The sequence below is a fragment of the Caulobacter segnis genome (assembly GCF_019931575.1).
Classification (GTDB): domain Bacteria; phylum Pseudomonadota; class Alphaproteobacteria; order Caulobacterales; family Caulobacteraceae; genus Caulobacter; species Caulobacter segnis_C.
Window position 1 is genome coordinate 4,412,533 of sequence record NZ_CP082923.1, and the last position, 24,670, is coordinate 4,437,202.

14 protein-coding genes are annotated in these 24,670 nt (G+C 69.3%); 5 read left to right on the top strand and 9 right to left on the bottom strand.

Annotated elements, in window-relative coordinates; all coding sequences use genetic code 11:
• Positions 1-21 precede the first annotated feature (21 nt).
• Entirely contained in the window at positions 22-2,097 is a 2,076-nt protein-coding gene (locus K8940_RS20225; RefSeq protein WP_317847008.1) for a TIR domain-containing protein, read from the bottom strand.
• On the opposite strand from K8940_RS20225, the gene K8940_RS20230 reads away from it, so the two are divergent.
• Positions 2,076-2,810, top strand: a complete 735-nt coding sequence (locus K8940_RS20230) for a Crp/Fnr family transcriptional regulator (RefSeq protein WP_223391845.1) — start codon at positions 2,076-2,078, stop codon at positions 2,808-2,810. The genes K8940_RS20225 and K8940_RS20230 overlap by 22 nt on opposite strands.
• A gap of 4 nt (positions 2,811-2,814) precedes the next feature.
• On the opposite strand, the gene K8940_RS20235 is transcribed toward K8940_RS20230, so the two are convergent.
• The 6 genes from K8940_RS20235 to K8940_RS20260 form a co-directional block, all read right to left on the bottom strand.
• Complete coding sequence (locus K8940_RS20235; protein WP_223391846.1) at positions 2,815-3,834, bottom strand: phosphatidylinositol-specific phospholipase C domain-containing protein; 1,020 nt, start codon at positions 3,832-3,834, stop codon at positions 2,815-2,817.
• A gap of 106 nt (positions 3,835-3,940) precedes the next feature.
• Positions 3,941-6,601: a TonB-dependent receptor gene (locus K8940_RS20240; protein ID WP_223391847.1), complete on the bottom strand. Its 2,661-nt coding sequence runs from the start codon at positions 6,599-6,601 to the stop codon at positions 3,941-3,943.
• Between the two features lie 127 nt (positions 6,602-6,728).
• Positions 6,729-7,694: a FecR family protein gene (locus K8940_RS20245; protein WP_223391848.1), complete on the bottom strand. Its 966-nt coding sequence runs from the start codon at positions 7,692-7,694 to the stop codon at positions 6,729-6,731.
• Positions 7,684-8,277: an RNA polymerase sigma factor gene (locus K8940_RS20250; RefSeq protein ID WP_223391849.1), complete on the bottom strand. Its 594-nt coding sequence runs from the start codon at positions 8,275-8,277 to the stop codon at positions 7,684-7,686. The genes K8940_RS20245 and K8940_RS20250 overlap by 11 nt, the downstream gene beginning before the upstream one ends.
• Entirely contained in the window at positions 8,265-11,087 is a 2,823-nt protein-coding gene (locus tag K8940_RS20255; RefSeq protein ID WP_223391850.1) for a TonB-dependent receptor, read from the bottom strand. The genes K8940_RS20250 and K8940_RS20255 overlap by 13 nt, the downstream gene beginning before the upstream one ends.
• Positions 11,088-11,235: 148 nt before the next feature.
• A complete protein-coding gene (locus K8940_RS20260) occupies positions 11,236-11,946 on the bottom strand; it encodes a LamG domain-containing protein (protein ID WP_223391851.1) in 711 nt (236 codons plus the stop codon).
• Between the two features lie 105 nt (positions 11,947-12,051).
• Between K8940_RS20260 and K8940_RS20265 the strand changes: the two genes are divergently transcribed.
• Genes K8940_RS20265 through K8940_RS20275 form a run of 3 tightly spaced genes read left to right on the top strand, consistent with a single transcriptional unit; the run spans position 12,052 to position 18,821 of the window.
• On the top strand, positions 12,052-14,313 hold the full coding sequence (locus tag K8940_RS20265) for a glycoside hydrolase family 88 protein (protein WP_223391852.1): 2,262 nt from the start codon (positions 12,052-12,054) through the stop codon (positions 14,311-14,313).
• A gap of 3 nt (positions 14,314-14,316) precedes the next feature.
• Complete coding sequence (locus K8940_RS20270) at positions 14,317-17,442, top strand: alpha-L-rhamnosidase (protein ID WP_223391853.1); 3,126 nt, start codon at positions 14,317-14,319, stop codon at positions 17,440-17,442.
• An 8-nt stretch (positions 17,443-17,450) separates the two neighbouring features.
• Positions 17,451-18,821 carry a glycoside hydrolase family 28 protein gene (locus K8940_RS20275; RefSeq protein WP_223391854.1) on the top strand — a complete coding sequence of 457 codons (1,371 nt, stop codon included), beginning with the start codon at positions 17,451-17,453 and terminating at the stop codon, positions 18,819-18,821.
• A 114-nt stretch (positions 18,822-18,935) separates the two neighbouring features.
• Here K8940_RS20275 and K8940_RS20280 read toward each other — a convergent pair whose 3' ends face one another.
• Both K8940_RS20280 and K8940_RS20285 read right to left on the bottom strand, forming a co-directional pair.
• Complete coding sequence (locus K8940_RS20280; protein ID WP_223391855.1) at positions 18,936-20,261, bottom strand: oligogalacturonate lyase family protein; 1,326 nt, start codon at positions 20,259-20,261, stop codon at positions 18,936-18,938.
• Positions 20,262-20,355: 94 nt separating this feature from the next.
• Positions 20,356-23,052 (bottom strand): TonB-dependent receptor, encoded by a 2,697-nt coding sequence (locus K8940_RS20285; RefSeq protein WP_223391856.1) that lies wholly within the window; start codon positions 23,050-23,052, stop codon positions 20,356-20,358.
• A 177-nt stretch (positions 23,053-23,229) separates the two neighbouring features.
• Here K8940_RS20285 and K8940_RS20290 point away from each other — a divergent pair, with 177 nt between their 5' ends.
• The gene (locus tag K8940_RS20290) at positions 23,230-24,669 is read left to right on the top strand and encodes a pectate lyase (protein ID WP_223391857.1); all 1,440 of its coding nucleotides are present in this window, start codon (positions 23,230-23,232) and stop codon (positions 24,667-24,669) included.
• Position 24,670 lies beyond the last annotated feature (1 nt).

Genomic DNA, 24,670 nt, shown 5'->3' on the forward strand with positions numbered 1-24,670 from the left:
TCCACCTACAGGGGAATTTTGCTAAAAGGCCATTAAGCTTGGGTGCGCGTAACCATGTTTTTTCAGCGCGCGCACGATGCCTTCGGCCTGGGCGCGCTCACCGGTCGCCAGATAGGCCCGCGCCAGGACGATATTGTAGGCCGGGCTGAGCGACGTCCTTCGCGGCGCCAGGGTCGCGATGGCCTCGTCCGCATGGCCCGCCTCCAGCTGCGCGAAGCCGAGCACCAGCGAGCGGTCCGCCGCGCCCTCGCGCTTGGCCGGCGTCGCCCGCAGGCGGTCCACGATCGCCTGGGCCATCGCCCGCGCCCCGGCCGCGTCGCCGCCGCGCCGCGCCAGCACCACCGCCTGCTGCTCCAGGCGACCATCCAGATCGCCGCGCCAAGCCTTGGCGGCCTCGCCCACGCGGAGCTTGGCCAGGGCGGCCGCGGCCGCGGCGTGCGCCGCCCTGGCCGTCGTCATGTCGCCGGACCAGCACGTGATGTCGGCCAGGTCGATCTGGCCGATCAGCAGAAACTCGCTCCAGTAGGCGTTCGTGGGATCCAGCGCGGCCAGTTCCCGCAGCTGACGCAGGCCTTCGTTCGAGCGCGCCCGGGCGTCGTCCAGCCGGCCCAGGTCGAGTTCCAGACGCGCCAGGGCCAATCCCGTCGCGATGGCCTGGGCGGCCAGCCGCTTGTCCTCCGGCGCCTGTTTCTGGGCCTGGGTCAACATGTCGAGCGAGGCCTGGCGTTCGACAAAGGCTTCGCGGACTCGCCCTTGCCTGAGCAGCGAATCCGCGATCCAGGCGCGCGTGTCGGACGTGTCGGTGATCCGAGCCAGGTTCCGTGGATCCCGAACACGCTCGGCTTCGAACACCGCCAGGGCCTTCTGGAAGGCGACCAGCGCCTCCTCGGCCCGCCCCTGTTCGAACATCAGTGTGCCGAGGTTGTTCTGGGCGTAGGCGACCTCGATGCGCCACTCCGCCCGCCTGGGGTCCAGCTTCACCAGCGTCCGGGCCAGTTCGTCATAGCGCCGGAAGCCGCGCTCGGCGCTGGCGACGTCGCCGCGCCGCCATTCCATATAGGCCAGCCAGAAGACGTTCTGGGCCTCGTCGAAGATCCGTTCGCCATTGGTCGGGTCGCGCTCGACCAGGGCGTGGGTGGTCGCGGCCGCCTGGCCGAAGGCGTCCTGGGCGCCCGCCAGGTCGCCGCGCTGCTCGCGGATCGTGCCCAGCAGGGTCTGGGCCTTGGCGCGCTGGGCCAGGGCCTTGTCGTCCAGCCGATCAGTCTTGGCCTTGGCGTAGTAGGCCAGCACCTTGGCGCTGACCCCGTCCAGCACGTCCAGGCGCCCCACCGGCTCCAGCTGCTGGCGCAGGTCGCCCAGCATGTAAGCCACCAGGGCCTCGGTCTCGTCGCGCTGCTCGCGGGCGATCTGGCGCGATTTCAGGGTGGCGATGGTCATCGCGCCCATGCCCACCGTGACCAGCGCGGCCAGGGTTGTGAAGGCCGCCATCATGCTCAGGCGGCGACGGGCGTCGCGCTGCACCAGCTGGTCCAGGCTGACGTTCAACAGCCGGGCGGCGATCTTCAGCCGCGCCAGCCGCCTGCCGTCCGCGTCGCGGCGCAGGTCGACGGCCAGGGGTTCGACCCCCTCGGGCAGGGTCGCGCGCAGGGCCGGCGGCATGATGTCGGGCAGCAGGACGGCGTCGGGCGTCGCCGGGGTGATCACGCAGAGGACCGCGCCAGGACCCCGATCCTTCAGAAAATAGGCGACCTCCTGGTCGACCCAGCGCGATTCGGCGGCGGTGGGCGAACACAGGACGATCAGGGCGTCGGAATGGTCGAGGGCGTTCCGGATGGTCTCGCCCAGATCGGCGGTCGCGCTCAGCTCGTCGCGATCGCGAAAAATCGGCCGCAACCCACCCGCGATGCTAGCGCCGTCGCGCGCCGTCAACCTAGGGGGCGCGCGATAGGTCTCCAAAGCGCGGTGAAGCCATTCAGCGGCTTGGCGGTCATGGTGGCTATAGCTGATAAAGGCCTTGTATCGCTGTCGGTTTTCCATTCCCGCCGCCCCCGCTCGACAGCGAAGGACCGTAGTCGATGACCGTGATTCCTTCATCATCCTCGCGCGCGCCGAACACCGCGACGGTCGAGGACTACCGGACCAACAAGCTGTTCCGTCACATGTCTCGCCAAGAGGTCGAGGCGTTGGGAGCCCAGATCGAACACCTCCGCTACGGCAAGGGCGAGATGATCGTCCAGCGGCGGGACGAGGATGGCGGGATCTACCTGCTGGTGGACGGCATCCTGCTGGCCAATCTCTACGCGCGGTCGGGGCGCGAGGTCGGCTACCGGCGCATCCTGCCCGGCGGCTATTTCGGCGAGATCTCCGCCATCGACGGCCTGCCGCGCTCGGTCAACATCGTGGCGCTGGAAGACGTGCGGCTGGTGCGCCTGCCCCAGCGCCTGGTGCTGCGCCTGTTCGAGGAGTCGCCGCGCTTCATGCGGGCCCTGCTGGAAGACATGGCCAGCCTGACCCGCGCCCTGACCGACCGCCTGTTCGAGCTGACCGCCGTGTCGGTGGCCTGCCGCGTCGACATCGAGCTGCTGCGCATGGCCACGGCCGCCGGCGGCGATGGCGAGACGGCGGTGATCCACCCCTGCCCCACCCATGCCGAGCTGGCGGTGCTGGTCGGCAGCCAGCGCGAGCCGGTGACCCGCGAGCTGAACCGGCTGGCCAGCCTGAACATCGTCCGCCAGAGCGGCCGCACCCTGAAGATCCTCGACATGGCCGCCCTCGCCGACGAGGTCGAGCGGATCGGCGGCGAGCTGTAGCGTCCTATCTTCCGAACCAGGACGGCTTCACCTCGAACTTCAGGTCCAGCGGATCGGGCGCGCCGGGATAGTAGTCGGTGCTGATGATCTGCGCGCCGGACCGCTCGGCCGATTGCAGGCGGGTCAGGTCGTGGTTGCGAGCCTCGGTGGTGTCGGCGTCGCTGCGGGTGCGGACCAGGAAGCCCTGGGCGACCAAGGCCTTGATGCGGTTCTCCTCCGGACGCGGATCCTGGATGTTGAACACCGCCGCCTCGGCCTCGGTCTCGGCGTAGAGGCCAAACAGCGCCCGGCCCTTCAGCGACGGATGGCCGGCGCGATAGGCGTCCTCGACGCGCGGATTGGCGTCCAGCACCAGCAGCACCTTGCCCTTGGCGCCGTCGACGGTCGGCCAGCCGCCGGCGGTCACGCGCTCGCGCAGGGTGGCCCTGGCGCCGCGCACGTCGTCGGGCGCGATGATCCGGTCGCGGCCGAAGGCCTTCACGGCGTCGGCGTCGATCCCGGCGAGGTCGGCCTCGGTCCAGAGCGGCGGATTCGGAATGGCCGGCGTGTTGAACGGTTCTTCCTTGGTGTTGACGAAGATCACGATCGGGGCGTGGCCGGGATGGGCCCTGGACCAGGTCGCGACCTCGGCGAAGCAGTCGGACAGCCGCAGGCACAGGGTGCGGCTGTCGATCACGGGCGCGTGCAGCACCTTGGCGCCGGGCTGCTTCATGATCGCGCTCTTGGCCGGGTCGCTGGCGTACGGCGCGGCGTAGAGGCCGCCCGTCGCGTCGGCGTAGGGATCGAACTCCAGCTGGCGGATACCCAGGTCCAGCTGCGCCTGGATCGGCGGGTGGCCATATTCGACGCCGCGCGAGCGCTCGCCCATCACCTGGCGCTGGTGGACCATGGCCTCCGGGTCCAGCGCCGGCCGGTAGCTGTTGTGCGAGCCCAGCCAGCGCAGGCTGTTGATCTTCGCCGGCTCGGCGGCCTGGCTTGCGAAGGCGGCGACCGACAAGGCGACGGCGAGGATCAGCGTGCGCATGGAGGCCTCGTGGGAAGAAGGAAAGGCGCGGGCCGACCTTCGTTGGCCGGCCCGCGTGAAGTGGACGGCCCTCGTCGCGAGAGGGCCGCCGGGGATGGGGATAGGCCTAGAACTTGCCGCGGAGGGTCAGCGAAACCGTGCGGCCCCAGTGATAGATCTCCATCGGCTGGTCCTTGGTCTTGCCGTACAGGTAGCGGATCTCGTTGCTGAGGTTCGAACCCTCCAGGGTCACCGCGTATTGCGGGGTGATCTGGTACGAGAGCGAGCCGTCCAGCGAGCCGTAGGCGTCGACATAGGATTGGGCCGTGGTGGTGCTGCCGATCGACGACAGGTAGCGCGAGCGCCAGAACCAGCCAAGGCGGGCGCTGATCGGGCCCTTCTCGTAGTAGCCGACCAGGTTCCAGCTGCGCTTGGACAGGCCGACCAGGTCGTCCTTGATCTGACGGTTGCCGGCGAAGTAGTTCGCCTTGCTGTCCACCAGGGTGACCGAGGCCTGCACGCCCAGGCCGTCGAGCAGGCCGGGCAGGAACGACAGCTGCTGGTTATAGGCCGCCTCGAAGCCCTTGATCTCGGCGTCGCCGCCGTTGACGCTGGTCGACAGCAGGATGTCGCCGCGGCCGGGCACCTGGATCGTGGTGTTCTGGGCGGTGATGTAGTCGTCCATCTTCTTGACGAAGATCGCGCCGGTCACGGCCGTGGTCGGGGCCGGGTACCATTCCAGCGAGGCGTCGTACTGGTCGGCCAGGAACGGGTTCAGGTCCGGGTTGCCGCCCGAGGCCGTCGGCGAGTCGCGTGAGACGCTGATGCGCGGGGCGCTGTCGGTGACGTTCGGACGATTGACGACGCGCGACGCGGCGAAGCGGGCGATCAGGTCGTCACGCAGCTCGACCTTGACGTTCAGGCTGGGCAGCCAGTTGCTGTATTCCTTCAGGTAACCGACCGGCACCGGCGTCGAGCCGCTGGTCAGCGTGCCCGAGGCCAACTGCTTGGTCTTGGCGTAGCGGACGCCCAGATTGCCGCTGACCGGCAGGCCGCCGAGGTCGAACTTGAAGTCGCCGCGCACATAGGCGCTGTGGATCTTCTGGTCGACGATGAACGAGTTGCGCAGGTCGGCCGCCGACCACGGCTGGGCCGCGACGGCCGCCGTGTAGAGCTTGTTGTAGTAGGCGTCGCTGGTGGGCGTGACCCAGGTGCGCGGCGTATTGCCCGAGAAGTCCGACAGGAAGCCGGAGAACGGCATGGTCTCGTAGAAGCTGGAGCCCAGGGTCGTCAGCGGCACGTTGAGAATGTCGTTCAGCACCCAGTCGCGACGCAGATAGGTGCGGTTCAGATTGTGCTGCTCGGCGCCGAACGCGATCTTGGTGAACCAGCCCGAGAACACGCGCGAGCCGTCCAGGCGGAAGGTCTCGTCGGTGTCGCGCGAGTCCTTCCACGTGTAGTCGAACGCCTGACCGACGAAGTTGGCCGGGTTGGTGTAGTCGACCGTCGTGGTCAGCTGCGGGATCGCCGTGTAGCCGCGCGAGAAGTCGTAGGTCAGCGGCGCGAAGAAGGCGATGCGGTCGCGCGTCGTGGCCTTGCCGTCCGGGTGATAGCTGCGGGCGCGCGAATAGCCGTACTCGGCGTTGAACGCCCAGGCGCCGGGGGTCCAGGCCTGCTTGATCCCGAAGACCGCCAGGTCGTGGCGGTTCAGGCTGGTCTCGCGCGAGGCCATCCAGCGGACGTTGTTGATCGTCGCGCCGACCACGGTGTCGCCGACGACCTTCTGGCTGCCGGCCACGAACTGCGGCGTCGCGAAGGTGCTGTCGTCCGGATAGATGTCGAGGCCGAACTCGTCGTAGTCGACGTCCAGGCGGGTGACGAGCACGTCGACGTCGGTCTGGAAGTCGCCGTTCGGCTTCCACTGGCCCGAGACGGCGCCCGAATACAGCTTGCGGTGCTCGGTCTCGATGGTCGGGCGGGTGCGCGAGGGCGTGTAGAAGCCGCTGCCCAGCACCGACTTGAACTTATCGAGGTTCCAGCCGACCTGGTACAGGCGGTCGTTGCGCACGTGGCGCTCGTCGTACAGGCCCGAAGCCAGGACGCCGAGGGTGTTGTCGGCGTTGGTCCAGCTGCCCAGGCCCGAGAACGACGGGTCGGCCTTCTTGCGCACGTCGTTATAGGTCTCGCGCACCGAGAAGGCGGCCTTCCTGCCCAGGTCGAACGGCTTGAAGGTCTTGATGTTGATATTACCGCCCAGGGCGCCCTCGTCCATGTCGGCGGTCGGGGTCTTCACCACCTCGATCTGCGAGATCAGCTCGGCGGGCAGCACCTCGAAGCGGAACTGGCGGCCCTTGGCGCCGCCGTTCTCGATCAGGTCGTTGACGGCGATCGAGCGGCCGTTCAGCTCGGTGTACTGGAACTGCGGCCCCAGGCCCCGGACGCTGACATAGAGGCCCGCGCCGCGCTGGCGGTCGATGGTGACGCCGGTGACCAGTTGCAGCGCCTCGGCGGCGTTGCGGGTCGGGAATTTACCGATGTCCTCGGCGTTGACGGCGTCCAGGCCGTACTCGGCGTTACGCTTCAGCTGAGCGGCGGCCTGCAGGCTCTTGCCGTACGAGGTGACGACAATCTCCTCGACCGCGTCGGCGGCGGGTTCGGCGGCGGCCGGCGCGGCGGCGACCTCGGCGGCCCGGACCTGGCCCGCGGCCAGGGCGGCGAAGGCGAGGACGGCGACGGCGCCCGCGCAGCGCGCGCCCCGGACCTTCGAATTGAACTTCGAGCTGGACATCTATCCCCCGATCTTTTGCTGAACCCGCAGGGAGGCGGGTCAGGGCAGAAGAACGAGGGCCAGGCGCCGGCCCCTCAGTCGGGAACCGGTGAATTATTTGCGACGATCCTGTTGAAAACTCTATATTTTATCCGCGTTCGGAGAATTTGGCGGAGGGTCTGGAAACCGGTGAGACGATCAGGTCGCCCCCGGCCGTGGTCTGGGCCCGCACCGGCAGCAGGGCCTCCAGCGCCGCGCCGACGTCGTCCATGCGCTCGATAGGCAGCGAGCCCGACAGTCGTAGACGCGCCAGGGACGGATCGGTCAACGCGACCCGCCGCCCGGACACCCGCGACAGGCGCTCCGCCGCCTCGGCCAGGCTGGCGTCGGCCAGCACCACGCGGCCGTCGGTCCAGGCCGCGTCGCTCCTGACGTCACCCGCCTGGGCGGCGCCGCCGACGTCCGAGGCCCCGACATAGCGCTGGCCAGGGACCAGCAGCACGCTCGGCGCGCCGGGCTGGCTGACGCGCAGCGAGCCCTGGACCAGGGACACGGTCAGCCGCGCGCCGCCGGCCACGTTGAACCGCGTGCCCAGCACCGTCAGTGTCCGGCCCGAGGCGGCGACCGCGAACGGCCGGCGCTTGTCGTGGGTCACCTCGAAGAAGCCGTCGCCGGCCTCCAGCGACACGTCGCGCGCGCGCCGCGAGAAGCGCGTCGTCAGGCGGCCGCCCGGACTGAGCACCACATGGCTGCCGTCGGCCAGGGTCAGGCGCGCGGCGGCGTGCGCGGGCGCGGCGTAGGTCTCGACCTGGGGCTGGGCGTTCAGCGCCACGCCCACGACTAGGGCGGCGGCCAGCAGGCCAAGACCGGCCAACAGCGGACGGCGTTCCGGCCGCGCCTTGCGACCGACGCTTCGGCGCAGGGCGCGCACGGTCGGGTCCTCGGCGGCCAGGCCCATGGCCAGCCAGACCTCGCGGGTGCGGGCGACCTCCTCGCGGGCCTCGGCGGAGCCGGCTTCCCAGGCGTCCAGCGCGGTCCGCTCGGCCGTGGTCAGCGGGCGCGTCAGGCTGGCCGCCAGCAGGCGGCGCGGGTCCATGTCGTCACTAGGCGTCATGCGAAACCTCGATCGCTTCGCGCAGACGCGCCAGGGCGTTCATCATGTGCTTCTCGACGGCGCTGATCGACAGGTTCAGGCGCGCCGCCGCCTCGGCCTGGGTCAGGTTCTCGAACCGGCAAAGCACGAACACCGCGCGGGCGTTCGGGTGCAGGTCGTCCAGGGCCGCAACCAGCAAGGCCAGCCGCTCGCGTCCAGCCAGGGTCGCCTCGGCGGTCGGCTCGTCGGCGGGCAGGGCTGGGTCGACCTCGACATGGCGGCCTCGCTGCCGCGACCGCTGGTGGCGCTCGTGGTCGATAAGAGCGTTGGAGGCGACCGTGAACACCAGCCCGTCCGGATTGCCCCAGTGCAGGCGCGAGAACCGCTGCGACAGCCGCATGAAGACCTCCTGCGTCAGGTCCTCGGCGTCCTCGACCCCGACCGACCGACGCTGGAAGAAGCGCAGCAGCGGACGACGGTAGCGTGACACCAGCGCCTCGAAGCGCGGCGCCTCCATCGGCGGATTGGCCTCCACCGCCTCGCTGGGCCCGTCGGGCAGGTCGGCGCGGGTTCCCGCCGCGCCACGGAAGGTCAGAACGCCCATCTCATCCTCGCGGACAGGTACCGGCCCCAGTGATGGATCTCCATCGGCTGGTCGCGGCTCTCGCCATAGACGTAGCGGCGGGCGTCGGTCAGGTTGACGCCCTCCAGGGAAAGGGTGGCGCGGCGGTCGATCCGCCACGAGGCCGCGCCGTCCAGCGAGCCGAACGCGGCCGTGGTCGCCGGGGCGGTGATCGAGCTGCCGATCGAGGTCAGGTATGACCCCCGCCAATTGTAGCCGAGCCGCACCGAGCCCCGGCCCTTCTCGTAGAAAACCACGGCGCTGTAGGTCGAGCGCGACAGACCCATCAGCGCATTGCGGATCACCCGGTCGCCGGCGAAGTAGTTGGCCTGGCTGCGCACCAGGGTCGCCGAGCCCTGCACGCCCAGGCCGTCGAACGGCGCGGGCAAGTCGCGGAACACTTGGGCGAAGGTCAGCTCCACCCCCTGAATGCGCGCCTGCCCGCCGTTGACATTGGTCGACAGCAGCACCTGGCCGCGTCCCGGGACCTCGATGAAGGTGTTCTGGGCGGTGATGTAGTCGTCCAGCCGCCGGTCGAAGGCGGCAAGGGTCAGCGCGCCTCCCGATCGCGCGTACCACTCGATCGAGGCGTCCAGCTGGGTGGCCAGGAACGGGTCCAGCTCGGGATTGCCGCCGTTGGCCGTCGGGGTGTCGCGGGCGATGGTGATGCGCGGGGCGTTGTCGACCACGTTGGGCCGGCTGACCACCCGCGAGGCGGCCAGGCGCAGATAGAGCCTGTCGCGCAACTGGACCTTCAGGTTGGCGCTGGGCAGCCAGTCGCCGTACGCCTTGCGCCACTGCGCCGGCAGCGGGTCCGAGCCGCTGGACAAGACACCCTTGGACACCTGGCGGGTGGCCGCGTAGCGCAGGCCCAGATTGCCATCGATCGGCCAGCCGAGCGCGACGCCCTCGAAGTCCAGCCGGGCGTAGGCCGAGCGGATCTTTTCCTCGACCACGAACGAATTGCGCAGGTCCGCCGCCGTCGGCGGCCAGGCGGCGACCGCCGGGGTGTAGAGCAGGTCGTAAAAGGCCTGGGCGTTGGGTGCGACCCAGCGCCGGGGGAGGTCGGCGTCGACGCCCGACAGGAAGTCCGCGAACGGCGTCGATCCGTAGGCGGATGATCCAAGCCCGACCAGCGGCTGACCGACCAGCGTATCCAGCGTCCAGTCGCGCCGACGGTAGTCCCGCGAGCGCCGATGGCTCTCGACGCCCAGGCGCAAGGCGAACGCGCCGATGGGCCGCAGGAGGTCCAGCTTGGCGGTCTCGTCGACGTCGCGGGAGTCCTTGAAGGTGTAGTCGAACGACTGGCCGACATAGTTGGCGGGATCGGCGTAGTCGACGGTCGTCCGCAGATCGGGCCCGCCCGCCAGGCCATGGCTGAAGTCGTAGGTCAGCGGCGCGAAGAAGGCCACGCGGGCCCGCACCGTGCCCCGGCCGTCCGGGTGATAGCTGCGGGCCCGCGAATAGCCCCAGTCGCCGTCCAGCGTCCACGCGCCCCTTGCCCAGCGGCCGTGGGCGCCCACGGCGACCAGGTCGTGGCGGTTCAGGCTGATCTCGTGCGAGGCCATCCAGCGGACGTTGTCGATGGTCCCGGCCTGGACGGTGTCGCCCTTCACCCCCTGCGTGCCCGCCACGAAGCGCGGGCTCGAGACCGACGGATCGTCCGGATAGATGTCCAGGCCGTACTCGTCGTAGTGGGCGTCCAGTCGGGTGGCCAGCAGGTCCAGATCCAGGCTCAGGCCGTCCGTCGGCCGCCACTGCAGGGTAAAGTCGCCGGACGCCATCCGGCGGTCCTCCAGCTCGACGGTCGGCCGCGTGCGGGTCGGGGTGTAGAGGCCCGGTCCCAGTACCGACGTGAAGCGGTCGAGGTTCCAGCCAGTCTGGTAGAGGCGGTCGTTGCGGATCCGCCGCCGCTCGACCACGCCGCCGGCCAGCACGCCCAGGCGACCGCTGGCGTCGACCCAGCTCCACACTCCGGAGACCGACGGATCGACTTGGCCGGCCCGCCCCTCGGAGGCGCGGACCGACATCACCGAGCGCCGGCCGCGATCCAGCGGCTTGAAGGTCCGCACGTCGATGTCGCCGCCCAGGGCGCCCTCGTCCATGTCGGCGGTCGTGGTCTTGACCACCTCGATCTGGTCGATGACGTCGGCGGGCAGCACCTCGAAGCGGAACTGCCGTCCCCGGAAGCCGCCATTCTCGACGAGGTCGTTCAGGGCGATCGGCCGGCCGTTCAGCAGCACGTTCTGGAACTGCGGCCCCAGCCCCCGGACGCTGACATAGAGGCCGACGCCGCGGTGGCGCTCCAGGCTGACGCCCGGCGCCAGCTGCAGGGCCTCGGCGGCGTTGAAGGCCGGCAGGCGGGCGATGTCCTCGGCGCTGACGGCGTCCAGACTGTAGGCGGCCGCGCGCTTCAGGGCCAGCGACCGGTCCAGGCTCTGCGCATAGGCGGCGTTGATGGTGACCGGTTCGACCAGGGCCGGCGCTTCCGGCGGATTGGCCGGCGAACTGGGCGGCGACGAGGCCGCGACCGACGTGGGCGCATCGGCCAGCAGCACGAAGACGCCGCGCTTGACCTCGCGCACCGACACGTGGGTCCCGGCCACCAGGGTCTCGATCGTCTGGCGCGGCGACAGCCCGCGCGGCGCGGCGCGGCCCGGAAGGCCCGCCAGGGTCGCGGTGTCGAACGCAACCACGACGTCGCGCTGGGCGGCGAAGGCCATGACGCTCTCGGCCAGGGTCGCCGGCGGCCGCTCGCCGGCCCGCGCCGTCGCGGGGACGGCGGCGAGCATCAGGACAAGCGCACGGATGAGGTCGGACGACGGCATGCTGGGACCCGCGCGCGACGCCCCGCGCGCCAGGTCCCACTAGCGTCCTAGCGTGACACTTCGGCGACGAACCCAGGGTCCGCCGCTCGTCCGAGGACGGAACGCCCGGTCCTCAGGCCTTCGGGCGGGTGAAGCGCTCCGGCGCCAGCGCCCGGCGGGTGAAGCGAGCCTCGCGCACCGCCCCCTTGAAGAAGTCGATCCTGTTCATCCGCGCGCCGATCGAGGCGCGGCCCGGCCCCTGTGGCGCATAGGCGATCTCGGCCTCGCCTTGCAGCTCGCCATTCACATACGAGCGATACGTCTTGCCGTCATAGCTCTGGGCGACGTGGAACCACTGGCCAATCGGAAAGCGCTTCTCGGGGAAGATCAGGGTGTGCTTGTAGCCGAGGCCGGTGACGAAGGCGTCCAGCCACCACTCGCCGCCCACGGTGCGGATCTCGAACAGGAAGCGCGTGGTCGAGGGCGGCGCCCCTTCCGGCGCCGTCTCTTGAAGGTGGAACCAGCGTTGGGCCTCGTTCCCGCCGTCCGGACGGAACACCGCCTCGAAGGTCCAGGTCTGGGCCCCGGCCAGCGGGTGCTGCTCGACGAACAGCACGTCCCGGACGCCGTCGAACTGGACGGCCTTGCCGCAAGGGCTGTCGATGATCTTCGGCGCGCCCTCGGCATGGGCCTCGACGCCGCCGATGCGGGTGAGGTTGTCGAAGGTCCAGACAGCCTGGTCGCGCACCTTCCGGGCGGCGCTTGCGGGGGCCGGGATCAGGCTGGCTAAGGGCAGGCTGGCGCCAGCGGCCAAGGCCTCGCGGCGACTCCACTTGAACGTCATATGATCCTCCCCGATCGCCTTTCCAGCCATTCCACTTTGTGGCATAGGCTTCCACATAATGACAATGACACCGGTTGCAGTGGCGTTGTGCGGAGGAAATCACCCATGTTTCGTGTCGTGTCCAACCACCGCACCGTGATCGCCCTGGTTCTCGCCGGCGCTGCCCTGGCGTCGGGCGCGAGCGTCTCGGCCGCTCCGCCTCGCGCGCCGAAGGCCGCCACGGCCAAGCAGGACGTCCTGCCCGCGCCCGACGCGGTCCTGGCCGTACTGAACCGCGCCAATTCCGCCCAGATCAAGGCCATGCGCGCCGAGCCGATCCCGGTCTCGACCGGCGGGGCCGTGCGCGAGATGTCGTCCAACTGGGTCTCGGCTGCGTACTATGTCGGCGCCGCCCGCCTGGCCCGCGTGACCAACGACAAGGAGACCCTGGTCTTTCTCAGCGAGGCGGCCGAGCACTTCAACTACGGCCTGCGCGGGTCGCGCTCGCCCAAGCTGATGCTGAACGCCGACGAATGGGCGATCGGCGACCTCTACGAAGAACTCTACGCCCGCCGCCGCCAGGAAGGCGTGATCATGCCGCTGCGCCAGCGGCTGGACTGGGGCCTGCCCCACCTGGCTCGCCAGCCGATCCCCGAGCACCTGGTCTGGTGGTGGAGCGACGCCCTATTCATGGCCCCGCCCGTCCTGGCGCGGATGAGCGCCCTGACCGGCGATCCGAAATATCTTGAGGCCATGGACAAGCAGTGGTGGCGCACCTTCGCCCGCCTCTACAGCCCGGACGACAGCCTCTATTTCCGCGACGAGCGCTTCGTCGAGCGCCGCGACGACCAGGGCCGCAAGCTGTTCTGGTCGCGCGGCAACGGCTGGGTGATGGGCGGCATGGCCCGCGTGCTGGAGGCGATGCCAGCCGACTACATCCAGCGCCCGCGCTACATCACGGTGTTCCAGGCCATGGCCAAGCGGGTCGCCGGCCTGCAGCGCCCCGATGGCCTGTGGGCGTCCAGCCTGATGCAGCCGGATCTGTTCCCGGAAGCCGAGACCTCGGGCTCGGCCTTCTTCGTCTACGCCCTGGCCTGGGGGATCAATCACGGCGTCCTTGACCGCGCGACCTACCAGCCGGTGGTCGTGAAGGGCTGGAAGGCGCTGGAGGCCCAGGTTCTCCCGAACGGCATGATCGGCGCGGTGCAGAAGACCGGCGACCAGCCGGTGCCGACCGCCGCCACCGACATCGGCCCCTACGGCACGGGCGCCTTCCTGCTGGCGGGGCTGGAGGTGATGGACCTGTCCAAGCCAACGACCGCCCTGCCCCTGGCCGAGCCGGCCCAGGACGCCGCCGACTTCATCGTCGCCACCACCCCGACCCCGGCCCTGCCGCGCACGGTGCGGGGGCCGGAGGAGGAAGCCCGCCACGCCACCGAGATGAAGGCCGTGGCCGCTCTCGCCTACGATCCGCTGATCGAGGGGCCGGGTCTGGCGCCGGCCCAGGTCCCGCCCGCCGCGCCGGGCCAGCCGACACCGCCGAAGATGATCTACCGCATGGCCCCGCCGCCCGCCGGCCAGGACCAGCCGCGCGCCACGGTCCGCTACGCGCCCGAGCGCTACGACGACATCCTGTGGGAGAACGACCGCACGGCCCACCGCATCTACGGTCCGGCCCTGGAACAGTTCGAGCCGCCCTCGACCTCGGGGATCGACGCCTGGGGCAAGAGCGTCCGCTACCCGTTCATGACCCGCCAGCTGCGCACCGGCGACCAGCACGCCTATCACGGCGAGGGCATCGACTATTACAACGTCAAGACCTTCCGCGGCGCGGGCGGGCTGGGCGTCTGGGACGGCGGCAAGCTGTGGGTGTCGCGCAACTGGAAGGACTACAGGATCCTGAAGGACGGCCCGGACGCGGCCGCGTTCAGGGTCAGCTACGCACCCTGGACGGTGGGTGAAAAGCGACAGGTCTGGGAAAGCCGGACCTTCACCCTGCCCATGGGCACCAACTTCACGCGCATGGTCTCGACCTTCGGCTCGAACGCCAAGGGGCCGATCACCGTGGCGCTGGGCATCACCAAGGCTCCCACCGCCAAGCAGGCTGGCGACCTGCGCGCCGACAAGGCCAACGGCGTGTTCTCGTTCTGGGATGTCACCGACCCCGACAAGGGCACGATGGGCGTCGCCCTGCTGGTCGACCCACGCCAGATCGTCGACGTGGTCGAGACCGACAGCGACTGGCTGGTGCTGGTCAAGGTCACGCCGGGCAAGCCGTTCGTCTACTACATGGGCGCGGCCTGGGACAAAGGCCTCGACTTCCATTCGCGCGCCGACTGGGAGACCTACGTCTTCGCCCAGAAGCCCGACTTCAACCCGGCGCGTTAGGTCATGGACCGCCGCCAGCTGCTGACCTTGGGCGGGGCCGGCGTCGGCCTGGCGGCCGGACCGGCGCGCGCCGCTGCGTCGGCGGCCCCGCGCCTCGCCACCCCGCGCGTCGACCAGATGGTTCAGCCGCTGGGCCTGGAGAACCGGACGCCGCGCTTCTCGTGGACACTGGAGGGCGGCGGCCCCGGCGCGGGGCAGAGCGCCTACCGCATCCGCGTGGCCGCCAGCCGCGAGGCCCTGACGGCGGGTGGTCCGCTGCTGTGGGACAGCGGCAAGGTCGCCTCGAACGCCACCTTCGACATCGCCTATGCCGGTGCGCCACTGGCCTCGCGCCAGCGCTGCTGGTGGCGGGTCGAGGCCTGGGACGGCGCCGGCAAGGCCATTCGCCCTTCCGCCCCCGCGTGGTGGGAGATGGGCCTGCTGGAGGCCGCCGACTGGAGCGCCGGCTGGCTGGAGGCCGAGACCGAGGACATGCGGGCCGAACGGCTGGAAGGCGTGTCCTGGGTCTGGGGCGACACCGACGACGCCGCGCCCCGCCGTTTCCGCTGGCGCTTCGAGCTGCCGGCGGGTCTGACGGCCGCCTCGGTGACCGTGTCGGCCAAGGACAATCTCGCGGGCCTGTGGCTGGATGGCGTCCCGCTGATCAAGCCGGGCGACCGCACCGCCTGGGGCCAGGGACCGAGCTTTGCTCTGACCGACATGACGCCCGGACCGCACGTCCTCTCCGTCAAGGTTGGCCTGCGCCTGGACGAGCCGCGCCCGGTGATCGGCGGCGCCCTGGCCGCGCGGCTGAACCTCACGCGGGGCGACGAAGCGATCCGCGTCCACGCCAAGGACGGCTGGCGCACCAGCCTGGACGCGCCCGAGGGCTGGCGCGCCCGCGACTTTGACGATGCGGCCTGGCCGCTGGCCGGTCCGGCGCGCGTCAAACTGGATTGCCATCCCTGGGTCACCGGCCCGGCCGTGCGCCTACGGCGCGGGTTCCGCCTGGAAAAGCCCGTCGCCAAGGCCCGGCTCTACGCCACCGCTCTGGGCGGCTACGAGGCGCGGCTGAACGGAGCCAAGGTCGGCGACGGAGTGCTGGCGCCGGAGTCGACCGACTTCCGCGGCCGGGCGCTCTATCGAACCTACGACGTCACGAGCCTGCTCAAGAGCGGCGACAACGTCCTGGCCGCCAGCGTCGCCGACGGCTGGTTCGGCAGCCCGTTCGGGTTCCTGGACCTGCGCTACGTGTTCGGGCCACCGCCGCGCCGGTTCTCGGCCCTGCTGGAGGTCACGCATCCCGACGGCTCGACCAGCCGCGTCGCCACCGACGGCGACGGCGACGGCTGGCGCCTGGCGCGAGCGCCGGAACTGAAGGCCGAGATCTATGACGGCGAGACCTTCGACGCCCGCCTCGACCAGGCCGGCTGGGACGCGCCGGGCTTCGACGACCACGCCTGGACGCCGGCCCGCCGGGGCGAGGCGCCGGCCTATCGCCCGACCGCCCATCCCGAACCGCCGATCCGCGCGATCCAGACGCTGAAGCCGGTCAAGGTGACCGAGCCCAAACCCGGCGTGCGCATCGTCGACTTCGGCCAGAACTTCTCCGGCTGGTGCCGGATCCATCCGAAGGGTCCGGCCGGGAGGACCCTGGTCCTGCGCCACGCCGAGGCGCTGCATCCGGACGGGACGCTGAACACCACCTCCAACCGTCGGGCCTTGCAGACCGACACCTATGTCCTGCGCGGCGATCCGGCCGGCGAGACCTGGGAACCGCGCTTCACCTTCCATGGCTTCCGCTATGTCGAGATCACCGGCTGGCCGGGCGCGCTAGAGATCGAGGGTGTCGTCCTGCACAGCGACGCGGCCCTGACCGGCGCGGCGCGGATCGACCATCCGCTGGTCCAGGCCATCGTCCGCAACACCCTGTGGAGCCAGCGCGGCAACTTCCTGGGCGTGCCGACCGACTGTCCGCAGCGCGACGAGCGGATGGGCTGGACCGGCGACGCCCAGATCTTCTGGGACGCGGCGGCCTTCAACATGGATGTCGACGCCTTCACCCGCCGGTTCATGGGTGACGTGCGGGCCGGCCAGGCGCCGACCGGCGAGATGCCCGACACCGCGCCGTTCTGGGCCCTGGGCCAGAACACCCCCGGCTGGGCCGACGCGGCGGTGATCCTGCCCTGGACCGTCTGGCGCCGCTATGGCGACACGGCGATCATCGACGAGAACTGGGACGCCATGGACCGCTGGAGCCGGCGGCTCCTGGCGCTCAACCCCGACCACGTCTGGCGCAACGCCCGGGGCATGGATTACGGCGACTGGCTGTCGGTGGACGCCAGGAGCCGCTCGGACGTCACCACGCCCAAGGAACTGGTCTCGACCGCCTACTGGGCCTGGTCGACGCAGTTGCTGGCGGAGATGGCCCAGGCCACCGGCCGCGCGGCCGACGCCGCCCGCCTGACCGCCCTGCGCGCCCGGATCGGCAAGGCCTTCGCCCGCGCGTTCGTCCGCCCCGACGGCGGGGTCGGCAACGACAGCCAGACCAGCCATATCCTGGCCCTGCGCTTCGGCCTCGTCCCGCCCGCGCTGCAAGCGGCCTCGGCCGAAAGGCTGGCGGCCGACATCCGCCGGCGCGGGACCAAGCTGTCGACCGGCTTCATCGGCACGCCCTACATCCTCGACGTGCTGGCCGACCACGGCCATGCGGATCTCGCCCATGGCCTCTTGCTGCAGACCGACCTGCCCTCGTGGGGCTACCAGGTCGGCCAGGGCGCGACGACGGTGTTCGAGCGCTGGGACGGGCTGAAGGACGGCGTCGTCACCGGCTCGCTGAACCACTACGCGTTCGGGGCGGTCTGCGGTTTCGTCTGGCGACGGATCATCGGCATCGACGCCCTGGAGCCCGGCTTCCGCCGCATCGCCATCCGCCCGCTCATCGATCCCCGCCTGCCCGGCGCACGCGGCGACTACGAGTCCGTGGTCGGTCGCATTTCCAGCGCCTGGAAGCGCACGTCCGGCGGCGTCCAGCTGGCCGTGACGATCCCTGCCAACACAACGGCTCGCGTCGAGCTGCCTTCTCCAGATGGAAAGGGCCGCGTCGTCGACGTCGGCGCCGGCTCGCACACCTTCACCTTCAGCGCCTGAGGCTTCCCATGCAGAGACGCGCCCTCCTCCAGCTCGGCCTCGTCGCCGCGACCACCCTTGGCGCGCCCACCCTGGCCCTGGCGGCCGGCAAGGCGATCCTGGCCAACGCCCACGGCGCGGTCGGCGACGGCAGGACGCTGAACACCAAGGCCATCCAGACGGCCATCGACGAGGCCGCCAAGACGGGCGCGACGGTCGCCTTCAAGCCCGGCGTCTATCGCACCGGCTCGATCTTCCTGAAGTCGGGCGTCACCCTGCGGCTGGACAAGGGCGTGACCCTGCTGGGCTCCCAGAACCTGGCGGACTATCCGGAGCTGCCGACCCGCGTGGCCGGCATCGAGCTGACCTGGCCGGCGGCCCTGGTCAATGTCTACCGGCAGAAGAACGTCCGCATCGTCGGTGACGGGACCATCGACGGCGACGGTAAGGTATTCTGGGACAGCTACTGGGCCCTGCGCCGCAAGTACGATCCCAAGGGCCTGCGCTGGGCCGCCGACTACGACTGCAAGCGCCCCCGGCTGATCCAGGTGTTCGACAGCGAGCAGGTCGAGCTGGCCGGCCCGCGTCTGCGTCGCGCGGGGTTCTGGACCGTGCATGTCTGCTACTCGCACGACGTCCACATCGCCGACCTGGAGATCCGCAACAACGAGGGCGGCCGTGGCCCCTCGACCGACGGCGTCGACATCGACTCCTCGCACGACGTGCTAGTCGAGCGGATCGACGTGGCCTGCAACGACGACGCCCTGTGCCTGAAGGCCGGCCGCGACGCCGACGGCCTGCGGGTGGCGCGACCGACCTACAATGTCGTCATCCGCGACTGCGTGATCCGTGACGCCTCGGCCGGGATCACCTTCGGCAGCGAGACCTCGGGCGGCTTCCACGACATCAAGGTCTCGGGCCTGAAGGTCCACCATCCCACCCCGGTCGGCATCCTGTTCAAGTCGGCCCACACGCGTGGCGGCGCGGTCAGGGACATCGATATCGCCGGCATGGAACTGCAGGACGTCTTCACCGTCTTCCGCGTGAACCTGAACTGGAACCCGACCTACAGCTACGCCGAGATCCCGGCGGGGATGACCGACGTGCCGCCCTACTGGAAGGTGATGACCCAGCACGTGCCGCCCGAGCAGGGCCGCTGCCGGCTCAGCGACGTGCGGGTCAAGGACATCAAGGCCATCGGCGCCAAGACCGCCTTCGAGGTCGCCGCCTTTTCCGACCTGCCGCTTGAGCGCTTCGCGTTCACGGACCTGGACCTCGACGTCCAGGCCGGCGGCCGCATCGCCAACGCCAGGGACTGGACCTTCACCCGCAGCCGCATCGACACCCTGGACGGCAAGCCGCCGGAGGTCGTGGAGTCCTCGGGCGTCACCGGCCTCTGAGGCCCATAAGAAAGACCCCGGCGCTTTCGCGCCGGGGTCCGAAGTGGGATCTCAACAAGGGGATTGTGTCGATAACGCCGATACTGGCGAATGGTTCAGCTAGGCTTGGCCATTTCAGCGCTTGGCCACCTCGACCGCGTAGACGTGGTTGGCCCCGTGCATGTTCGAGGTGAACACGATCCACTTCTGGTCCGGGGTGAAGGTCAGGTTCGGCTCCAGGCGGTAGTCGTGAGCCGACATGTCGACCAGCCGTTCGCTGGCCATCTTGTCCACGGTGATCAGGTCGTCGGTGTAGTACGGCAGGGCCGCGTCGCGGATCGTCTCGGGACGGAAGGCGTAGAGCCATTTGCCGTCCGGCGCGTGGGCGACCATGTCGGCGTCGCCGCCGTCGCCGGCGAACAGCACCCCGTCGGCGGCGACGTTGTAGTGCACCGACCACTCGTTCTGCTCGACGCGGCGATAGAGCTTCCTGCCCGTCGCCAGCTCGTGGCCGGCGATCCAGAACACCTGGCCGCGCGGGGTCTGCAGGTCGTACCAGATCCACTTGCCGTCGGCCGAGAAGAACTCGTGGCCGGCGATCTCGAAGTTCATGGTGCGGGTGTGGATCTTGGTCAGGGCCGAGCCGTCGGTGCGGACCGTCCAGATGCGGTCCACGCGATGCCAGGGCCCCTCGTGGCAGAACATCACCAGGGTCGGATCCGTCGGCGAGAACTGAGCGTGGCCCAGCCACTTGTCGGAAGCGTGGACCACCTTGCGCTCACCGGTCTTGAGGTCGAGCGTGAAGATCTCCATCGGGGTCGGCGTCTCGAACCGCTCGGTCATCCGCACGCCCTTGGCCTTGGCGAAGGACAGCGGCTTGCCGTCCGGGCCGTTGGCCGCGTACTCGGCCTGGCCGAAGCGCTTGCGGTCGTCGACGGTGTTGGGCTGCAGCGGCTTGCCGCCGTAGGTCACGATCCCCAGCAGCAGGGTCTCGTCGGCGTTGACCGAGGCGATCTGGCCCTGGGCCAGCTTGCCGACAACCTTGGCTTTGCCGCTGTCTATGTCGAGCGCGTAGAGGGTCTTGGGCCGGTCGACCGGCTGGCCCTCGCCGGGCGCGGTGACCGAGTAGTAGAGCCGCCGCGAGCCGCGCGGAAAGAACAGCAGGTCGGCGTCCTTGGTCTTGGGGATCGGGGTCAGCTTGAAGGTCTTCAGGTCCACCAGGGCGATGCCCGACGGCGTGGTGATGGCCAGCCGGTCGCCCTGAGGCGTGTAGCCGTGCTGGTGGAAATAGAGGTTCTTGCTGCCGCCCTCCTCCGACAGGCGCACGATGCGGTGGCCGGTCTTGGGATCGATCCAGTCCTTGGGCGCGGAGACGGGAGCGGGCGGCGTCGCCTGCCGGGCCAGGGCCGGCGTCGCCAGGGCGGCGGCGGCGAGGCCGAGAACGGTTCTGCGAGCGATCACGTCTTTATTCTCCCGAGAAGGAATAGGCCAAAAAGAACGGGCCTGGCGCGGGGAGGACCGCGCCAGGCCCCAGGGGAGGAGCTCTTCGAAACGGTCAGTAGGTCCAGCGCACGCCCAGCAGGATCTCCCGGCCAGTGTGGCGGTAGTCGCTGATGCGGTCGGCGGTGTCGACATAGGCGTCGGTGAACTTGTCGCCCAGGTTGATGCCTTCCAGGGTGATCACGAGGTTCGGCCGCAGCTTATAGCTCGACGAGAAGTCGTAGTACGTGCTGCCGTGCGTGCCGTGCTCGCTGTTGCCGTTCGAGCCGGGGAACTGCGTCAGGAAGCCCGAGCGACGGGCCAGCGAGGTGCGGGCGCTGAACTTGCCGCGCTCGAAATAGAGCGTGGCGTTGGCCGTGGTCTTCGACTGGCCGGTCAGCTTGTTCTTCTTCGGCGCGGCCTTGGTGCCGTAGTTCACCTCGGAGTCGACATAGGTGAAGTTGCCGATGAAACCGAAGCCACGCAGGTAGTCGGGCAGGAAGTTGAACGGCTGCTGGTACTGGAACTCGACGCCCTTCAGCCAGCCGCCTTCGCCATTGTAGGGGTTGGTCACGTCGAAGAGGTCGTTGACCGACACGCCGGCGCTGGTGCTGAGCAGGCTGGCCGGCAGGCCCAGCGAGCTGTAGACGGCGCGCGTGGTCTGGCTGGCGATGAAGCTGTCGATCTTCTTGTAGAAGACCGCCACGCCGATCAGCGACTCCTTGGCGAAATACCATTCGGCCGCCAGGTCGAAGTTGGTGGCGCGGAACGGCTCCAGCTCCGGATTGCCGAAGTTGACCGTCCGGGTCGTGGCGCCCACCGAGCCGCCGGGGGTCAGGCTGCCCAGGGTCGGACGGGCCATGACCTTGGCGACGCCGCCGCGCAGGATGAAGTTGTCGCGCGGCTCCAGCGTGATGTTCATCGACGGCAGGACGTCGGTGTAGTCGTTCTTGGCCGTCAGATAGACGCCGCTGCCGATGAAACCCTGCGAGGTGACCTTGGTGTGGGCCACGCGGAAGCCGAAGTCGGAGCGCAGCGGCATGCCGCCGAAGATGGTGGCGTCCACGACCGCCTGGCCGAAGCCCGACAGGTCCTCTTCCTCGACGTCGCGCGTGTCGCCCTGCTGCACGATCAGCGGGAAGTTCAGCAGCTTGGTGTAGGCCAGGGCCTTGTCGATGTCGGCCACCACGTACTTGCGGTCGCCGCCCGGGAACGGGAAGTCGCGGCCGAACGAGACGACCTTCGAGAAGGCGCCGACGCCGACGATCTGGTTCGACCCCGTCAGGACCTGGTTGCGGCTGGCGCCCCGGTACTTGACCACGTACTGCTGGGCGTCGAGGCCGCCGCGCAGCTTCAGGTGCTCGTCGACATCGAACTCCAGATTGCCGCTGGCGGTGCGGGTGATGTTCAGCGAGGTCTGCACCGCCGAGCGCATCTCGGTCAGGGTGTAGAGGGCCGGATTGGCGACGTCGAAGCCGTAGTTGATAATCGGCGTGCGGTCGTTAGCGCGGGCGTCGTAGGTGTAGCCGTTGACGTCATTGCGATCGAGCTGGAACGAGATCTGCTCGGGCATGCGGTAGTCCGAGTTGGCCACGCCGATGCGGACCTGGCCGCGCAGGCGGTCGGTGAACTCGTACTTCCCGGCCAGGGTCACCTGGGTGAAGGTCGTGTGGTCGCGCTGGGTGCCGTTCTCCGAGCGCACGTCGACCTTGTCGAACACGCCGTAGGTGAAGGTGTTGCGGTCGTTGATCGCGTAGTCGCGGACGATCGTCGAGCCGACGCCGGCCGCGTTGGAGCGGCTGAACGAGATGGCCTCGAGGTTAGGGCTCTCGGTGAACTGGTTCAGGTCCGAATAGAGGACGTCCAGCGACAGCTCAGACTTCGAATTCGGCCGCCATTGGGTCGAGAAGGTGATGCCCAGGCGCTCGGAATCGATCTTCGAGGCGGTGTAGCGCGGGATGCGCGGATAGAAGGCGTTCTGGACCTTGGCCAGCTCTTCCGGCGTCGCGCACTTGGAGCAGCTGGCGAAGTTGTCGCTGGCGTCGCCGCCCTGCCAGCGGGTGGTGTTGAAGCCCTCGGCCACCGGCTGGCGCTTCGAATAGGCCACCGAGGCCAGGACGCCGAAGGTCTGGTCGGGGTTCGACCAGCTCAAGAGGCCCGCGGCGCGCGGCAGGATGCGGTCGGTGATGCTGTTGAGGCTGCCCTCGGCCGAGGCGGCGGCCTTGAAGCCCTTGTAGTCGAACGGACGGCCGCTCTGCAGGTCGACCGTGGCGCCCAGCGAGCCCTCGGCCACGTCGGCCGACTGGGTCTTGCGGACGGTGATGCTGTTGAAGAGTTCCGAGGCGAAGACGTTGAAGTCGAAGCCGCGGCTGCGGTTGCCGCCGCCCGTGGCGATGGCTTCCACGCCGTTGATGCGCACGCGGGTGAAGTCGGCGTTCAGGCCGCGCACCGAGATCTGGCGACCCTCGCCGCCGACGCGGTCGATGGTCACGCCCGGCAGGCGCTGGATGGCCTCGGCCAGGTTCTGGTCGGGGAAGGCGGCGATGTCCTCGGCCAGGATGGCGTCGATGGCGCCGATGCTGGTGCGCTTGGCGCCCAGGGCCTTGCTGAGGCTGGAGCGATAGCCGCTGACCACGACCTCCTCGACCTGGGTCTGGGCGTCGTCCTGCGCGGGGGCGGTCTGGGCCATGGCGCCAGCGCTGGCAGTTGCGGCCAAGGCCGCGCCGAACGCGCAAGAGACGAGCAGACGCGCTTTGAATGTGGTCAGGATCATCCTGTGTTTCTCCCCTGCCGGCTTGTGACACCGGTATCTTCACTGATCCCACGTTTCTCAAAATGTGGGATATATATCCACATCTTGTAACATTGCGCGAAAACCTGCAACTCTGGTCTTACCAATTCGACGTATTTTCGCCGCAGGCGGCTAACTAGGTAAAACGAGGAAACGACCATGAACTGGCAAAAGGCGTTTGTTTTTGCTGGGCTAATCGCTGGATTTACCAGTTCAGCTTACGCCGAAACCGCCAAGCCGCTGGCGTTCCCGGGCGCGGAGGGTTTCGGCCGCTTCGCCCAGGGCGGACGCGGCGGCAAGGTCATCAAGGTGACCAATCTGAACGACTCGGGTCCGGGCTCGCTGCGCGCGGCGGTCGAGGCGGAGGGTCCGCGCATCGTGGTCTTCGACGTCGGCGGCGTGATCCGCCTGAAGAGCGACCTGAAGATCGCCAACGACTACATCACCATCGCCGGCCAGACCGCGCCGGGCTACGGCGTCACCCTGCGCGACGGCCAGTTCCTGATCCACGCCAACCACGTGATCGTCCGCTACCTGCGCTCGCGCGTCGGCGACGAAGCCGGCAAGGAGTACGACTCGATCTCGATCGGCGGCGGCTCGGACATCATCCTCGACCACATCTCGTCGGGCTGGTCGATCGACGAGAGCCTGTCGGTGACCCAGAAGGTGAGCCCCGAGGTCAAGCACCTGACCAATGTCACGGTGCAGTGGTCGCTGATCGCCGAGAGCCTGAACCACTCGATCCACGAGAAGGGTGAGCACGGCTATGGCAGCCTGCTGCAGGGCTCGTACGGGGCCCGCTACAGCTTCCATCACAATCTGTGGGCCCACCACGAGGCGCGGATGCCGCGCATCGGCAACTACGCCAAGGCGACCGACGATCCCGAGGGCATCACCTTGGATTTCCGCAACAACGTCTTCTACAACTGGGGTCCCGGGGCCACGACGGACTTCTACAACTGGGAGCCGGGCGTCAGCCGCGGCTACGCCATGGACCCGTTCTACGGTCGCCCCGACAACGCCTCGCGCTTCGCCGCCGGCGAGGACCTGAACACCAACTCGACCACCCACTCCAACTTCGTGGGCAACTACTACATCCAGGGCGCCAACACCGGCGGGCCGCTGGCGCTCTACATCCGCAACAAGAGCGGCCTCACCTATTTCGACGGCAACTTCATGGACGGCCAGTTGGTCGCCGACCAGAAGAGCCTCGTTTTGGCCTCGACCGCCGCGCCGGGCGAGCACGTGGTCGACAAGCCCTTCCCGTTCGGCGAGGTCGCCACCCAGGGCGCGCCGGACGCCTACAAGGCGGTGCTGGCGAAATCCGGCGCCTCGAAGGCCCGCGACCCGATCGACGCCCGCGTCGTCCAGAGCGTGATCGACCGCAAGGGCAGGATCATCAACAGCCAGAAGGAAGTCGGAGGCTGGTTCACCGCGTCGTCGACCGCCGCGCCCAAGGACACCGACGGCGACGGCATGCCCGACGCCTGGGAAAAGGCCCACGGCCTGAATCCCAAGGATCCCTCGGACGCCGCCAAGGACCGTGACGGCGACGGCTACACGAACATCGAGGACTATGTGAACGGGCTGGTGAAATAGA

What these genes read in the sequence shown, in the direction of transcription:
- K8940_RS20230 (WP_223391845.1), top strand. Translation starts at nt 2,076, where the DNA reads ATGACCGTGATTCCTTCATCATCCTCGCGCGCGCCGAACACCGCGACG.
- K8940_RS20225 (WP_317847008.1), bottom strand. Translation starts at nt 2,097, where the DNA reads ATGATGAAGGAATCACGGTCATCGACTACGGTCCTTCGCTGTCGAGCG.
- K8940_RS20235 (WP_223391846.1), bottom strand. Translation starts at nt 3,834, where the DNA reads ATGCGCACGCTGATCCTCGCCGTCGCCTTGTCGGTCGCCGCCTTCGCA.
- K8940_RS20240 (WP_223391847.1), bottom strand. Translation starts at nt 6,601, where the DNA reads ATGTCCAGCTCGAAGTTCAATTCGAAGGTCCGGGGCGCGCGCTGCGCG.
- K8940_RS20245 (WP_223391848.1), bottom strand. Translation starts at nt 7,694, where the DNA reads ATGACGCCTAGTGACGACATGGACCCGCGCCGCCTGCTGGCGGCCAGC.
- K8940_RS20250 (WP_223391849.1), bottom strand. Translation starts at nt 8,277, where the DNA reads ATGGGCGTTCTGACCTTCCGTGGCGCGGCGGGAACCCGCGCCGACCTG.
- K8940_RS20255 (WP_223391850.1), bottom strand. Translation starts at nt 11,087, where the DNA reads ATGCTCGCCGCCGTCCCCGCGACGGCGCGGGCCGGCGAGCGGCCGCCG.
- K8940_RS20260 (WP_223391851.1), bottom strand. Translation starts at nt 11,946, where the DNA reads ATGACGTTCAAGTGGAGTCGCCGCGAGGCCTTGGCCGCTGGCGCCAGC.
- K8940_RS20265 (WP_223391852.1), top strand. Translation starts at nt 12,052, where the DNA reads ATGTTTCGTGTCGTGTCCAACCACCGCACCGTGATCGCCCTGGTTCTC.
- K8940_RS20270 (WP_223391853.1), top strand. Translation starts at nt 14,317, where the DNA reads ATGGACCGCCGCCAGCTGCTGACCTTGGGCGGGGCCGGCGTCGGCCTG.
- K8940_RS20275 (WP_223391854.1), top strand. Translation starts at nt 17,451, where the DNA reads ATGCAGAGACGCGCCCTCCTCCAGCTCGGCCTCGTCGCCGCGACCACC.
- K8940_RS20285 (WP_223391856.1), bottom strand. Translation starts at nt 23,052, where the DNA reads ATGATCCTGACCACATTCAAAGCGCGTCTGCTCGTCTCTTGCGCGTTC.
- K8940_RS20290 (WP_223391857.1), top strand. Translation starts at nt 23,230, where the DNA reads ATGAACTGGCAAAAGGCGTTTGTTTTTGCTGGGCTAATCGCTGGATTT.